Annotated in this window: 12 protein-coding genes; 8 read left to right on the top strand and 4 right to left on the bottom strand. The window is 64.9% G+C overall.

All coding sequences use genetic code 11. The features are described 5' to 3' along the window. Nucleotides 1-12: 12 nt before the first annotated feature. The 3 genes from sdhD to BLR24_RS16395 form a co-directional block, all read right to left on the bottom strand. Entirely contained in the window at nucleotides 13-378 is a 366-nt protein-coding gene (gene sdhD / locus BLR24_RS16405; protein ID WP_093018696.1) for a succinate dehydrogenase, hydrophobic membrane anchor protein, read from the bottom strand. Between the two features lie 13 nt (nucleotides 379-391). Next, nucleotides 392-838, bottom strand: a complete 447-nt coding sequence (sdhC, locus tag BLR24_RS16400; RefSeq protein WP_093018694.1) for a succinate dehydrogenase, cytochrome b556 subunit — start codon at nucleotides 836-838, stop codon at nucleotides 392-394. Nucleotides 839-1,071: 233 nt separating this feature from the next. Then, a complete protein-coding gene (locus BLR24_RS16395; protein ID WP_093018984.1) occupies nucleotides 1,072-1,830 on the bottom strand; it encodes a GntR family transcriptional regulator in 759 nt (252 codons plus the stop codon). Between the two features lie 184 nt (nucleotides 1,831-2,014). On the opposite strand from BLR24_RS16395, the gene BLR24_RS16390 reads away from it, so the two are divergent. The 5 genes from BLR24_RS16390 (at nucleotide 2,015) to BLR24_RS16370 (ending at nucleotide 8,023) form a co-directional block, all read left to right on the top strand. Next, on the top strand, nucleotides 2,015-3,001 hold the full coding sequence (locus BLR24_RS16390) for a malate dehydrogenase (protein WP_093018692.1): 987 nt from the start codon (nucleotides 2,015-2,017) through the stop codon (nucleotides 2,999-3,001). Nucleotides 3,002-3,015: 14 nt separating this feature from the next. Next, nucleotides 3,016-3,792 carry a trans-aconitate 2-methyltransferase gene (gene tam / locus BLR24_RS16385; protein ID WP_093018690.1) on the top strand — a complete coding sequence of 259 codons (777 nt, stop codon included), beginning with the start codon at nucleotides 3,016-3,018 and terminating at the stop codon, nucleotides 3,790-3,792. Then, a complete protein-coding gene (locus BLR24_RS16380; protein WP_093018688.1) occupies nucleotides 3,789-4,787 on the top strand; it encodes an HpcH/HpaI aldolase/citrate lyase family protein in 999 nt (332 codons plus the stop codon). The genes tam and BLR24_RS16380 overlap by 4 nt, the downstream gene beginning before the upstream one ends. A gap of 31 nt (nucleotides 4,788-4,818) precedes the next feature. Then, nucleotides 4,819-5,358 carry a hypothetical protein gene (locus BLR24_RS16375; RefSeq protein WP_093018686.1) on the top strand — a complete coding sequence of 180 codons (540 nt, stop codon included), beginning with the start codon at nucleotides 4,819-4,821 and terminating at the stop codon, nucleotides 5,356-5,358. Nucleotides 5,359-5,434: 76 nt separating this feature from the next. Then, nucleotides 5,435-8,023 carry a bifunctional aconitate hydratase 2/2-methylisocitrate dehydratase gene (locus BLR24_RS16370; RefSeq protein WP_093018684.1) on the top strand — a complete coding sequence of 863 codons (2,589 nt, stop codon included), beginning with the start codon at nucleotides 5,435-5,437 and terminating at the stop codon, nucleotides 8,021-8,023. Nucleotides 8,024-8,098: 75 nt separating this feature from the next. Here the strand turns inward: BLR24_RS16370 and BLR24_RS16365 are convergent, their stop codons facing one another. Then, nucleotides 8,099-8,935, bottom strand: a complete 837-nt coding sequence (locus BLR24_RS16365) for a helix-turn-helix domain-containing protein (RefSeq protein WP_093018682.1) — start codon at nucleotides 8,933-8,935, stop codon at nucleotides 8,099-8,101. A 134-nt stretch (nucleotides 8,936-9,069) separates the two neighbouring features. Here BLR24_RS16365 and BLR24_RS16360 point away from each other — a divergent pair, with 134 nt between their 5' ends. The 3 genes from BLR24_RS16360 (at nucleotide 9,070) to BLR24_RS16350 (ending at nucleotide 12,961) form a co-directional block, all read left to right on the top strand. Next, a complete protein-coding gene (locus BLR24_RS16360) occupies nucleotides 9,070-9,483 on the top strand; it encodes a hypothetical protein (RefSeq protein WP_093018680.1) in 414 nt (137 codons plus the stop codon). Nucleotides 9,484-9,635: 152 nt separating this feature from the next. After that, on the top strand, nucleotides 9,636-12,506 hold the full coding sequence (locus BLR24_RS16355; protein ID WP_093018679.1) for an aconitate hydratase: 2,871 nt from the start codon (nucleotides 9,636-9,638) through the stop codon (nucleotides 12,504-12,506). Then, the gene (locus tag BLR24_RS16350) at nucleotides 12,503-12,961 is read left to right on the top strand and encodes a metallophosphoesterase family protein (protein WP_093018677.1); all 459 of its coding nucleotides are present in this window, start codon (nucleotides 12,503-12,505) and stop codon (nucleotides 12,959-12,961) included. Before BLR24_RS16355 ends, BLR24_RS16350 begins: the two co-directional genes overlap by 4 nt. The last annotated feature ends 534 nt before the right edge of the window (nucleotides 12,962-13,495 follow it).

The raw sequence follows: 13,495 nt of genomic DNA, 5'->3' as shown, positions 1-13,495 counted from the left end.
GTGGGGACGGGGTCAGATCTTCCAAAGCACTTGAATGGCCCAACCCGCACAACCGACAAGCCAGACGATGGTGAAAATTTGCAGGGCGAGGCGAATGCCGACGGGCTGGACGTAGTCCATCCACACATCGCGCATGCCGACCCACACGTGATAGAGCAGGGAAACGATCACGGCGAAGGTCAGCACCTTCATCCACTGCGCGGCGAAGATGCCGGCCCAGAGGTCATAACCGAGAGGGCCGCGCGTGAAGATCAGCTGTGCGAGCAGGATGATCGTGAAGAGCGCCATCAGGCCGCCCGTGATGCGCTGGCTGAGCCAGTCGCGCAAACCGTAATGTGCGCCGACGACGATGCGCTTGGAGCCGTAATTCACAGACATGGTTGGCTCCTTCTCAGTACAGGCCGAACAGCTTGGCGCCGAGCACCACGGTGAGCAAAACGCTCAGGACCAGCGTGACCAGGGCGGAGCTGTGTCCGAACTCCTTGGTGACGGCGGCGTGGCTCACATCCATCCAGAGGTGGCGCAGGCCGGCGATGAAGTGGTGCAGGTAGGCCCAGATCAGCGCGAGAACCACCAGCTTCAAGAACCAGCCTGGAACGAAACCAAGGCCGCTGTTGAAGGCGGCCTTGAACCTGGCGAACGAATAGTCTGACGAGAGCGAGGTGTCGAACATCCAGATGATGAACGGCAGCAGCAGGAACATGATCACGCCGCTCACGCGGTGCAGGATCGACACGATGCCGGCCGGCGGCAACCGGTAGGTCGTGAGATCGGTGAAGGCGTTGATGTTTCGGAATTCGCGGCGCGGTGGCCGGGGAGGGGTTGCAAGCTCTGACATTGGGGGAAGGCTTTCGTGGCTTGGTGGCTTGTTCTGATGTTCTGAGAGCGAACGCTTTTGTTTCTTCTGCGGAATGCAAACAACGCAAAATTCTATTGCAATGCACCATTGCCCGGCGGCGGGGCCCGTGTCGGGGCAGCGCTACAGTCGGATGCTATGGAGTTGGTAGCGTGCTGCGCGCGGGTCGCGGGCGCTTCGATGCGGTTCGGTCGTGAGGCCATCTGGATGCGATCTCAGCCGAGCTGGTTGCGGTAGTGGTGCGTGTCGGTGCGATACAGGCCGCGGCGTAATTCCATCGGCGTGTCGTGATACGTATGCGCCAGGCGCTCCACGCTGAGCAGGGGCATCTGCCGCGACACATCGAGCAGCGACGCCTGCTCCGCATCGGGCAGCACGGCGCGGATTTTTTCTTCGGCGCGCACCATACGCACGCCGAATTCGGTTTCGAACATCGCGTACATCGGGCCCGGCCAGGCTCGCAGCCGTTCGGCGGTGAGGCCCTTGAATGGCGCGCCGGGCAGCCAGAGATCCTCGAGGATGGTGGGCACGCCCCCATAGGCGAGCACGCGCCGCACCTGCAGCACCGCATCTCCGGTGCGCAGGCCCAGCGCACGCGCCACGTCGGCGGAGGCGCGCTGGCGGCGGCAGTCGACGATGGTGCGCTCGGCGGGGCCTTCGGTGCTCGGGGTGCCGACGTCGGGCACGAGCTTGAGAAAGCGGTATTGCACATGCTGCTCGGCATGCGTGGCGACGAAGGTGCCTTTGCCCTGGCGCCGCACCACGAGGTTTTCGGCGGCGAGTTCGTCGATGGCCTTGCGCACCGTGCCCTGGCTCACGCGATAGCGCACTGCCAGGTCCATCTCGCTCGGAATGGGCTCGCCCGGCTTCCACTCGCCGGCCTGCAGGCTCTGCAGGATCAATGTCTTGATCTGCTGGTAGAGCGGACTGAAGGAGGGCGTCGCAGATTCTTCGAGGACGTTGGCGGCATTCATGGCAGCGGTGGGGTGCGCCGTGGCGGAACCTCCGAGCATATCTTATATAAGACATAAGACGGCGTTCATCGAATCGGCTTAAAATGCGGACCGGCCTGCGCCGCGGGAAGGATTCCCGCCCTGCAGCACCGTCGGCGCCAAGCGCGCCCGCCGATACCGTTTCACTACCTTCTGGAGTCTTCCCATGAGCAAAAAGCCCGTCCGCGTTGCCGTCACCGGTGCCGCCGGTCAAATCGGTTACGCCCTGTTGTTCCGTATCGCGTCCGGCGAAATGCTCGGCAAAGACCAGCCGGTCATCCTTCAGCTGCTCGAAATCCCCGATGAGAAGGCCCAGAAGGCCCTCAAGGGCGTGATGATGGAGCTCGACGACTGCGCCTTCCCGCTGCTGGCCGGCATGGAAGCCCACGGCGACCCCATGACCGCCTTCAAGGACGCCGACTACGCCCTCCTGGTCGGTTCGCGTCCGCGCGGCCCGGGCATGGAGCGTGCCGAGCTGCTGGCCGTCAACGGCGCCATCTTCACGGCCCAGGGCAAGGCGCTGAACGCCGTTGCCAGCCGCAACGTCAAGGTGCTGGTGGTCGGCAACCCGGCCAACACCAATGCCTACATCGCGATGAAGAGCGCCCCCGACCTGCCGCGCAAGAACTTCACCGCCATGCTGCGCCTGGACCACAACCGCGCCGCGAGCCAGATCGCCGCCAAGACCGGCAAGGCCGTGGCCGACATCGAAAAGCTGGTCGTGTGGGGCAACCACTCGCCCACGATGTACGCCGACTACCGTTTTGCCACCATCAACGGCGACAGCGTCGCCAAGATGATCAACGACCAGGAATGGAACGCCAACACCTTCCTTCCCACCGTCGGCAAGCGCGGCGCGGCCATCATCGAAGCGCGTGGCCTGTCGTCGGCTGCCTCGGCCGCCAACGCCGCCATCGACCACATGCGCGACTGGGCTCTGGGCACCAACGGCAAGTGGGTCACCATGGGCATCCCGTCGGACGGCCAGTACGGCATCCCTAAGGACACGATGTTCGGCTTCCCGGTCACCTGCGAGAACGGCGAGTACAAGCTCGTCGAAGGCCTCGAGATCGACGCCTTCAGCCAGGAACGCATCAACAAGACCCTGGAAGAGCTGCAGGGCGAACAAGCCGGCGTTGCGCACCTGATCTAAGCAGGCTGGCCGGCATGCTCGACTGGAACCCCGCGCTCTACCGTCGCTACGAGGACGAGCGCACCCGACCCGCACAGGAACTCCTGGCGCGGGTGCCGTTGCCGGAGGCCGCCCGCGTGGTCGACCTCGGTTGCGGGCCGGGCAATTCCACCGAGCTGCTGTTCCACCGGTTCCCGAAGGCGCAAGTCGTCGGGACCGACAACTCCGAAGCCATGCTGGCCAGTGCGCGCGAGCGCCTGCCGCAAGCGCGCTTCGAGTTGAGCGACATCGCGACCTGGGCGCCGCAAGAAGCGCCCGACCTCATTTATGCCAATGCAGCCCTGCAATGGGTGCCGGACCACGAAAAGCTGATCCCGCGCCTGTTCGCCGCGCTGGCCCCGGGTGGCGTGCTCGCCATCCAGATGCCCGACAACCGCGAGGAGCCCACGCACCGCCTGATGCGGGCCGTGGCGGCCGAGGCGCCCTGGGCCGAGCCCATCGGCGATGCCGACCGGCTGCGCACCTTGCTGCTGCCGCTTGGCGGCTACTACGACCTGCTGGCGCCCGATGCGGCCAAGGTCGATGTGTGGCACACCATCTACCAGCACCCGATGGCCGATGCCGCGGCCATCGTCGAATGGGTGCGCGGCACGGGCCTCAAGCCTTTCGTCGACCGGCTGCCGACTGACCTGCAGGCCAGCTATCTCGCCGAGTACGAGCGCCGCGTGGACGAGGCCTATCCTGTCCGCACCGACGGCAAGCGCCTGCTGGCCTTTCCACGCATGTTCATCGTGGCGCAGAGAAAAGCATGACGAAGTCCGTTCATCCCGGCGAAGTGCTGCTCGGCGCGCAAGCGGGCGCCGTGACGTTGCCCGTGTGCGATCACTACAGCGGCGTTGAAGCGCGCATGAAGAAGAGCCTGGCGCTGCAGGCCGAGATGGCCGATGAATTCGGCGCCTGCGTGTTCGACGTCACGCTCGATTGCGAAGACGGTGCCCCGGTGGGCGGCGAGGCGGAGCATGCCGCCCTCGTGACCGAACTCGCGCTGGCCGCCAAGCCCGGCATGCGGGTCGGCGTGCGCGTGCATCCTGTCGATCACCCGGCCTTTGTCGGCGACGTGATCACCATTGCCGGCCGCGCGGGCCACCGGCTCAGCCACCTGATGGTGCCCAAAGTCGAGTCCGTCGCCGATGTGGTGCAGGCGGTGGCGGCACTCGAGGCCGCGGACGCAGACGCGCTGCCGCTGCACGTGCTCATCGAATCGCCGCTGGCCGTGCACAACGCGTTCGAGATTGCGGCGCATCCGCGCGTGCAATCGCTGAGTTTCGGCCTGATGGACTTCGTTTCTGCCCATGCGGGCGCCATTCCCGCCGATGGGATGGGGGCTGCCGGCCAATTCACGCATCCACTGGTGGTGCGTGCCAAGCTGGCCATCGCATCCGCGGCGCATGCATACGGCAAGGTGCCGTCGCATTGCGTGGTTACCGAGTTCAACGATACCGGCGCCATGCGCATGGCAGCCCGCAAGGCGGCCACCGAATTCGGCTACACACGCATGTGGAGCATTCATCCGAACCAGATCCGGCCCATCCTCGAGGCGTTTGCGCCGGACGAGGCGCAGATTCAAATCGCCACAAAAATCATTACAAATGCGGCCCTCGCAAATTGGGCTCCGACCCAAATCGATGGCACATTGCACGACCGCGCGAGCTATCGCCATTTCTGGCAAGTGCTGACGCGTGCCCACGCAACAGGGCGCGTGTTGCCTCCAGAGGCAAAAGCCTGGTTTGCACTCGCGGCCTCCTGAAACTCCTGAATCCAGCCTCAAGGAAACACCCATGAAGAAAATTGTTCTGATCGCAGCCCTGGCCCTGGCGCTCCCGTTTGCCGCCACGGCGCAGACCACTGCCCCCAAGGCCGAAGCCAAGAAGGCGCCCCCCAAGAAGCAGGTCACCCGCAAGGCCGCCAAGGCCGTCGAGGAAGTCACGCCCATCGCCGATGAAACCAATATCGTGCTGACCGACTCCGACCTCGAAGTCGCCAAGCGCGTTTCGCTTGGCAAGGCCCAGTGCGAGCTCGGCGCCGACGTGACCGTGGCCGCCGACGAGAAGAAGCCCGGCTTCTTCAACGTGTCGACCAAGGGCGTGAAGTACCGCATGCACCCGGTTGAAAGCCGCACCGGCGCCATCCGCCTCGAAGACCCCCGCGCAGGCGCCATGTGGCTCCAGCTGGGCAACAAGTCGATGCTGATGAACCAGAAGGCGGGCCTGCGCATTGCCGACGAATGCCAGACGGCAGAGCAGGTTGCGTTTGCCGAAGAAATGAAGAAAAACCCGCCGAAGAGCCTGTTCGAAGGCGCTGACGCAGCCAAGAAGTAAGAGTCCCCCAGGGGTGCGGCGCGGCTCTTGCTTGCCGTACCGCACGCCCGCCAGCCCAGTTTCCGGAGAAAAGAAGATGTTGCAAGCCTACGTTGACCATGTTGCCGAACGCGCCGCGCTCGGTATTCCGCCGCTGCCATTGAGCGCGAAGCAAACCGCCGAAGCGATCGAGCTCCTCAAGAGCGCGAATGCCAAGGACGGTGCTTTCCTGCTCGATCTGCTCACCTATCGCGTGCCCGCCGGCGTCGATGACGCGGCCAAGGTCAAGGCGAGCTACCTGGCGGCCGTGGCCCACGGTACCGAGAAGAACGCGTTCATTTCGCGTGCCCGTGCCACCGAATTGCTCGGCACCATGCTCGGCGGCTACAACATCAGCCCCATGATCGACCTGCTCGACGACGCCGAAGTCGGCGCCGTGGCGGCCGAAGGCCTGAAGAAAACCCTGTTGATGTTCGATCAGTTCCACGACGTCAAGGAAAAGGCCGACAAGGGCAACGCCCACGCCAAGGGCGTGCTGCAAAGCTGGGCCGATGCCGAATGGTTCACCAGCCGCCCCGAAGTGCCGCAAAGCATTACCGTCAGCATCTTCAAGGTGGCTGGCGAAATCAACACCGATGACCTGTCGCCCGCACCCGATGCGACGACGCGTCCCGACATTCCGATGCACGCCCTGGCGATGCACAAGAACGCCCGACCCGGCATCGTCCCTGAAGAAGACGGCAAGCGCGGCCCCGTGAAGTTCATCGAAGACCTGCGCGCGCGCGGCCACCTCGTGGCCTACGCCGGCGACGTGGTCGGCACAGGTTCGTCGCGCAAGAGCGCCACCAACTCGGTGCTGTGGTTCACCGGCGAAGACATTCCCTTCGTGCCGAACAAGCGTTTCGGCGGCGTCTGCCTCGGCGGCAAGATCGCTCCCATCTTCTACAACACGATGGAAGACTCGGGCGCACTGCCCATCGAGCTCGACGTGACGCAGATGAACATGGGCGACGTGGTCGAGCTGCGTCCCTACGAAGGCAAGGCCCTGAAAGACGGCAAGGTCATCGCCGAATTCCAGGTCAAGAGCGACGTGCTGTTCGACGAAGTGCGCGCCGGTGGCCGCATTCCGCTGATCATCGGCCGCGGCCTCACGGCCAAGGCGCGCGAAGCGCTGGGCCTGCCCGTCTCGACGCTGTTCCGCCTGCCGCAAAGCCCGGTCGACACCAAGAAGGGCTTCTCGCTCGCACAGAAGATGGTCGGCCGCGCCTGCGGCCTGCCCGAAGGCCAGGGCGTTCGCCCGGGCACGTATTGCGAACCCAAGATGACCTCGGTCGGCTCGCAGGACACCACCGGCCCGATGACGCGCGACGAGCTGAAAGACCTGGCCTGCCTGGGCTTCTCGGCCGACCTCGTGATGCAGTCGTTCTGCCACACGGCGGCGTACCCGAAGAAGGTCGATGTCAAGATGCACCATGAACTCCCCGATTTCATGGCCAACCGCGGCGGCGTTTCGCTGCGCCCGGGCGACGGCGTGATCCACAGCTGGCTCAACCGCCTGCTGACGCCCGACACCGTGGGCACCGGCGGCGACAGCCACACCCGTTTCCCCATCGGCATCAGCTTCCCGGCCGGCTCCGGCCTGGTGGCCTTCGCGGCCGCCACCGGCGTGATGCCGCTGGACATGCCCGAATCGGTGCTCGTGCGCTTCAAGGGCAAGATGCAGCCCGGCGTCACGTTGCGCGACCTGGTCAACGCCATTCCGCTGTACGCCATCAAGTCGGGCCTGCTGACCGTGGCCAAGCAAGGCAAGAAGAACATCTTCTCGGGCCGCATCCTCGAAATCGAAGGCCTGCCTGACCTGAAGGTGGAGCAAGCCTTCGAGCTGAGCGACGCCTCGGCCGAACGCTCGGCCGCCGGCTGCACGGTGCACCTGAACAAGGAACCGATTCAGGAGTACATCAACAGCAACATCACGCTGATGAAGTGGATGATTGCCGAAGGCTACGCCGACGCCCGCACGCTGGCACGCCGCATCGCCGCGCAGGAAGCCTGGCTTGCGGACCCGCAATTGCTCAAGGGCGATGCCGACGCCGATTACGCCGCCGTCATCGATATCGACCTGGCCGAGATCCACGAACCCATCGTGGCCTGCCCGAACGACCCTGACGACGTGAAGACGCTCAGCGACGTGGCCGGTGCCGTGATCGACGAAGTGTTCATCGGCTCGTGCATGACCAACATCGGCCACTTCCGCGCCGCGTCGAAGCTGCTCGAAGGCAAGCGCGACATCCCGGTCAAGCTGTGGATTGCACCGCCCACCAAGATGGACGCGCAGCAACTCACCGAAGAAGGCCACTACGGCGTGTTCGGCAATGCCGGTGCGCGCACCGAAATGCCGGGCTGCTCGCTGTGCATGGGGAACCAGGCACAAGTGCGCGAAGGCGCCACGGTCATGTCGACCAGCACCCGCAACTTCCCGAATCGCCTGGGCAAGAACACCAACGTGTACCTGGGCTCGGCCGAACTGGCCGCGATCTGCTCGCGCCTCGGCCGTATCCCGACGCGGGAAGAGTACATGGCCGCAACGGGCGTGCTCGATGCGTCGAGCGCCCAGATCTACCAGTACCTGAACTTCGACAAGATCGACGACTACAAGACCGAAGCGAACGCTGCTGTGGTGGCCTGATCCACGCGCAGCTTCGCAACCTGAAGAGCCCCGCTTGCGCGGGGCTTTTTTACGTGCGGCGCAAGTTTGCTTTTCTCAGCCGGCCGCCAATGCGGTCAGCGCCGCAGCCGTCTGCGCATCCGCCGGGAAGAACGACTCCACCGCCAGCTCCTGCAAGGTGACGTCCACAGGCGTTCCAAAGATGGTCGTGGTGCTGATGAAGCTCAGCACGCCGTTCGGCGTGGCCAGTTGAAAGGGCACTACGACGCCCGAGAGGTCGGTGTCCACCGCGGGCGTGTCATGGCTCACCTGGGGCGTGGGGTAGGCCTCGAGCTCGTCGTGCAGGGCCTGTAGCGCCGCGTCGCCCGTCGCGGCGATCTGCTGCTGCAATCGTTCGAGCAGATGGGCGCGCCACTGCGCCAGATTGGCAATGCGCGAGGCCAGGCCGTCGGGGTGCAGGCTCAAGCGAAGCACGTTGATGGGCGGTTTCACCAGCTCGGGCGCGGCACCGGCCATCAGCATTGGCACCAGCGCGTTGTGCGCCACCAGGTTCCAGTGGCGGTCCACCGCCAACGCGGGAAAGGGCTCATGGCCTTTGAGCACCAGGTCCACCGCACGCCGTGCCGACGCCATGGCGGGGTCGTCGAGCGAGCGCTGCCTGTACATCGGCGCGAAGCCCGCCGCCACTAGGAGCGCATTGCGCTCGCGCAGGGGCACTTCGAGCCGCTCGGCCAGGCGCAGCACCATTTCGCGGCTGGGGGCGGCGCGGCCGGTTTCCACATAGCTCAGGTGGCGGGTCGATACCTCGGCCTCCTGGGCGAGGTCGAGCTGGCTCAGCCGGCGGTGCGTGCGCCAGTGCCGCAGGTGGACGCCGAACGGGTCGCGCGCGCCGGGCTGGCTGGCCTTGGACGAGTGGGGGCGGGAAGTGTTCATGGCCCCGATTCTGGCGTGGCGCCAGGGCCGCGCCATGACCTCACAGGTTATCGACTGTGTGCGCAGCCTTCGGAATCATTGGCTCCAACGCGGCAGGACAGGCTTGCGGCGTAACCAACCCAAAGGAGATTCTCATGTCCGTCTTTGCATCCCCCCGCTTCCTGCCCAACGTGATGTGGGCCGACGCCGCCTCCTGCGCCGCGACCGGTGCGCTGCAGGTTGCGTTCACCGGCGCTCTCGCACGGCTGACCGGACTGCCGGCACCGCTGCTCCTGGGAACGGGCGTGTTCCTGCTGGCCTATGCAGCAGCCGCCGCCTTCATGGCCAGCCGCCGCACACCGCCTCGCACGTTGATCGGCCTCGTCGTGGTCGGCAACTTCGGCTGGGCCCTGGGATGCATCGCGCTTCTGATGAGCGGCATGTTCGCAGTCACCGCGCTGGGCATGGCCTGGGTGCTGGCGCAGGCACTGTGCGTCGTGGTGCTGGCCGAACTGCAATGGACCGGTTTGCGCCGCACGCGTGGCGGCACGAACATGGCGATTGCCTGAGTGTGGGCGTGCCCGCCGCACCGATTTGGCGGGCTTTTTTCGCCATGAGGAAAAGGTCGGCGCAAGAGCGCGGCAGGGAAGGCAGACTACAACAATTGACATTGATCCCCGCTATCCTTGAGGTGCTTCCACGAACTAACAGGAGTTCCTCAATGGCCAAAGCACCGGCACACGCTTTTGCGTCCACCCTCAAGACCTTCAAGACCGCATCGGGGAAAGCCGGCAAATACTGGTCGCTCAAGGAACTGGCCAGGCAATATCCCACCATCGAACGCCTGCCGGTGTCGATCCGTGTCGTGCTCGAGTCGGTGCTGCGCAATTGCGACGGGCAGAAGGTCTCGCCCAAGCACGTGGAAGAGCTGGCCCATTGGTCGCCCAACGCAGAACGCACCGATGAAATCCCGTTCGTCGTGACCCGTGTGGTGCTGCAAGACTTCACCGGCGTGCCGCTGTTGGCCGACCTGGCCGCAATGCGCAGCGTGGCCGCCAAACTCGGCAAGTCGCCCAAGACCATCGAGCCGCTGGTGCCCGTCGATCTGGTGGTCGACCACTCGGTGATGGTCGACTACTACGGCACGCCCAAGGCGCTCGACCTGAACATGAAGCTGGAGTTCCAGCGCAACAACGAGCGCTACCAGTTCATGAAGTGGGGCATGCAGGCCTTCGACACGTTCCGCGTCGTGCCGCCCGGCTTCGGCATCGTGCACCAGGTCAATCTCGAATACTTTGCGCGCGGCGTCTACAAGAGCTCGAGCGACACCGCCGACGTGCCCACCTACTACCCGGACTCTCTGGTGGGCACCGACAGCCACACCACCATGATCAACGGCGTGGGCGTGGTCGGCTGGGGCGTTGGCGGCATCGAGGCCGAGGCCGCCATGCTGGGCCAGCCGGTCTACATGCTGACGCCTGACGTGGTGGGCTTCGAGCTCACCGGCAAACTGCGCGAAGGCGTCACGGCCACCGACCTGGTGCTGTTTGTCACCGCCATCCTGCGCGCCGAAAAAGTGGTGGGCAAGTTCGTCGAATTCTTCGGCCCAGGCGCCGCCTCCATCGCCGTGCCCGACCGCGCCACCATCGGCAACATGGCGCCTGAATACGGCGCCACCATGGGCTTCTTCCCGGTCGATGAAATGACCGTGGCGTATTTCGAAGGCACCGGCCGCACCAAGGAAGAGGTCGAGCTCTTCGAGGCCTACTACAAGGCGCAGGGCCTGTTCGGCATGCCCGCGCCGGGCGACATCGACTACACCAAGATCGTCAAGCTCGACCTCGGCACCGTGTCGCCGAGCCTCGCGGGCCCGAAGCGGCCGCAAGACCGCATCGACCTGGGCCACCTGTCGACCAAGTTCTCTGAACTCTTCAGCAAGCCCAACGATGCCAACGGCTTCAACCAGCCGCCCGAGCGGCTGAAGCTGCGCTATCCGCTGACCACGAACGGCCAGGGCGACGACGAGGAAGCCGCCCCCCCGCCGCCGGGCGCACCGCGCGAAGTGGTCGAGATGGTGGCCAACCGGTCGACCAAGGCGGCTGCCCACGTGAGCGCCACCGCGCCGGCGGCGCCCAAGGCCGGTGGCGTGACCATCGGCAACGGCGACGTGCTGATCGCGGCCATCACCTCGTGCACCAACACCTCCAACCCGAGCGTGATGCTCGCGGCCGGCCTGCTGGCCAAGAAGGCGGTGGAGGCGGGCCTCACCGTCAAGCCGCACGTCAAGACCTCGCTCGCGCCCGGTTCCCGCATCGTCACCGAATACCTTGAGAAAGCCGGCCTGTTGCCGTACCTCGAGAAACTGGGCTTCTATCTGGCCGGGTACGGCTGCACCACCTGCATTGGCAATGCGGGCGACCTCACGCCCGAGATCAACGATGCCATCGTCAAGAACGATCTTGTCGGCGCGGCTGTGCTCTCGGGCAACCGCAACTTCGAGGCGCGCATCCATCCGAACCTGAAGGCCAACTTCCTGGCTTCGCCGCCGTTGGTGGTGGCTTTTGCCATTGCCGGCAACGTGATGGTCGACCTCATGACCGAGCCCGTGGGCAAGGGCAAGAACGGCAAGAACATATACCTGGGCGACATCTGGCCGACGACTAAGGAGATCGACCAGAACCTGCGCTACGCGATGAACGCCAAGTCGTTCCGCGAGAACTACGACAAGGTCAAGAGCGACCCCGGCAAGTTCTGGAGCAGCATCCAGGGCACGGCGGGCCAGGTCTACGATTGGCCCAAGTCGACCTACATCGCCGAGCCGCCGTTCTTCTCAGACTTCAAGATGGCGCCGCATGCGTCAGACGCGGGTTTCAAGAGCGCGCGCATCATGGCGCTCTTCGGCGACTCGATCACCACCGATCACATCTCGCCGGCCGGCTCCATCAAGGAAAGCTCGCCCGCGGGCATCTGGCTCAAGGCACATGGCGTGGCCAAGGCCGACTTCAACAGCTACGGCTCGCGGCGCGGCAACCACGACGTGATGATGCGCGGCACCTTCGCCAACGTGCGCATCAAGAACCTGATGATCCCGCCCGACATCAACGGCACGCAGGAAGAGGGCGGCGTCACGCTGTTCCAGCCGGGCAACCAGAAGATGTTCATCTATGACGCCGCCATGAAGTACATGGAGCAGGGCGTGCCGACGGTGGTCTTCGGCGGCGAGGAATACGGCACGGGCTCGTCGCGCGACTGGGCCGCCAAGGGCACGCAGCTCTTGGGCATCAAGGCCGTGGTGGCGCGCAGCTTCGAGCGCATCCACCGCGCCAATCTGGTTGGCATGGGCGTGCTGCCGCTGCAGTTCCGCGGCGCCGATTCGTGGCAGACGCTGGGCCTCAAAGGCGACGAAAAAATCGACGTGGTGATCGGCGGCCAGCTCAAGCCGCAGATGGACGTGAAGCTGGTCGTGCATCGCGCCGACGGCTCGCACCAGGAGGTGACGGTGCGCCTGCGCATCGACACGCCGATCGAGGTGGATTACTACAAGCATGGCGGCATCCTGCCGTTTGTGCTCAGGCAGTTGCTGGCGGCTTGATTCGCGTCGGCCTCATTTCCGATACTCACGGCCTGCTGCGTCCGCAGGCCGTCGCCGTCCTGCAGGGCAGCGACTTCATCGTGCACGGCGGAGACATCGGCGATGCGGGAATCCTCGACGCGCTGAAGGCCATCGCGCCGCTCACGGTGGTGCGGGGCAACAACGACCGCGAGCTGTGGGCAGCGCGGATTCCGGAAACGGAATTCCTGCAAGTCGCCGGGGTGCTTATCTATGCGGTACACGACCTGTCGCAGATCGACATCGACCCTGCGGCAGCGGGCGTTCGCGTGGTGGTTTCCGGCCACTCCCACAAGCCGAAGATCGAGGAGCGCGGCGGCGTGCTCTACGTCAATCCGGGCAGCGCCGGCCCGCGCCGGTTCAAATTGCCGATTGCGGTCGCCGAACTGATCGTGATGGACGACGCAGTCACGGCGCGCATCGTTGAACTGGCCTGAGCAGCGAGAAAATGAAGCACGTCGCGATAACTTACCTGCTCCCAGTGCGATAAATCTTGGGCGTCCGGCTTGCTTCGACTGCAAGCGAATTGCTTGGGGACTAAACGGAATCGATGAGCCTACATAGCGGCTATCGAAGTCCGTGCTTCATCCGCGAGCTGGTCACAGAACACCGCGTTGGCTCTCACCCAAAGGGCAAGGAACGCGCCTCGAACTATTGGCTCAGGTACAAAATCGATCTGGATGCCGAGTTGGTTGAAGATGACATGTGGCTCCCTGTTTGCCCTAGACACCTCATCCCGATGGAGAGCTCAAGCAGGGCAGGCTTTCCGGTGAAGCGCTGCGCGCGGTTTCCGGCAGAGTCGACAAGAAGCTTGCTGTGCTTGTCGGGACTCTAGGGTGTTCGGGGGGGCGCCTAAAGTCTTGATCCCGTCGCCCCACAGCCGCAGGTCGGACCCGCACGCAGCTACCAGAAGGACGCCCCGCAGAATTTGGCGCCGCGCACTAACTGCACCTCGTGGCCGAAGCATCAAT

Origin of the sequence: Variovorax sp. OV700, from assembly GCF_900099805.1 — a bacterium.
Lineage (GTDB): Bacteria > Pseudomonadota > Gammaproteobacteria > Burkholderiales > Burkholderiaceae_C > Variovorax.
This window is presented reverse-complemented; position numbering and strand designations above follow the sequence as displayed.

What these genes read in the sequence shown, in the direction of transcription:
- tam (WP_093018690.1), top strand. Translation starts at nt 3,016, where the DNA reads ATGCTCGACTGGAACCCCGCGCTCTACCGTCGCTACGAGGACGAGCGC.
- BLR24_RS16355 (WP_093018679.1), top strand. Translation starts at nt 9,636, where the DNA reads ATGGCCAAAGCACCGGCACACGCTTTTGCGTCCACCCTCAAGACCTTC.
- BLR24_RS16390 (WP_093018692.1), top strand. Translation starts at nt 2,015, where the DNA reads ATGAGCAAAAAGCCCGTCCGCGTTGCCGTCACCGGTGCCGCCGGTCAA.
- BLR24_RS16395 (WP_093018984.1), bottom strand. Translation starts at nt 1,830, where the DNA reads ATGAATGCCGCCAACGTCCTCGAAGAATCTGCGACGCCCTCCTTCAGT.
- BLR24_RS16375 (WP_093018686.1), top strand. Translation starts at nt 4,819, where the DNA reads ATGAAGAAAATTGTTCTGATCGCAGCCCTGGCCCTGGCGCTCCCGTTT.
- sdhD (WP_093018696.1), bottom strand. Translation starts at nt 378, where the DNA reads ATGTCTGTGAATTACGGCTCCAAGCGCATCGTCGTCGGCGCACATTAC.
- sdhC (WP_093018694.1), bottom strand. Translation starts at nt 838, where the DNA reads ATGTCAGAGCTTGCAACCCCTCCCCGGCCACCGCGCCGCGAATTCCGA.
- BLR24_RS16360 (WP_093018680.1), top strand. Translation starts at nt 9,070, where the DNA reads ATGTCCGTCTTTGCATCCCCCCGCTTCCTGCCCAACGTGATGTGGGCC.
- BLR24_RS16370 (WP_093018684.1), top strand. Translation starts at nt 5,435, where the DNA reads ATGTTGCAAGCCTACGTTGACCATGTTGCCGAACGCGCCGCGCTCGGT.
- BLR24_RS16365 (WP_093018682.1), bottom strand. Translation starts at nt 8,935, where the DNA reads ATGAACACTTCCCGCCCCCACTCGTCCAAGGCCAGCCAGCCCGGCGCG.
- BLR24_RS16380 (WP_093018688.1), top strand. Translation starts at nt 3,789, where the DNA reads ATGACGAAGTCCGTTCATCCCGGCGAAGTGCTGCTCGGCGCGCAAGCG.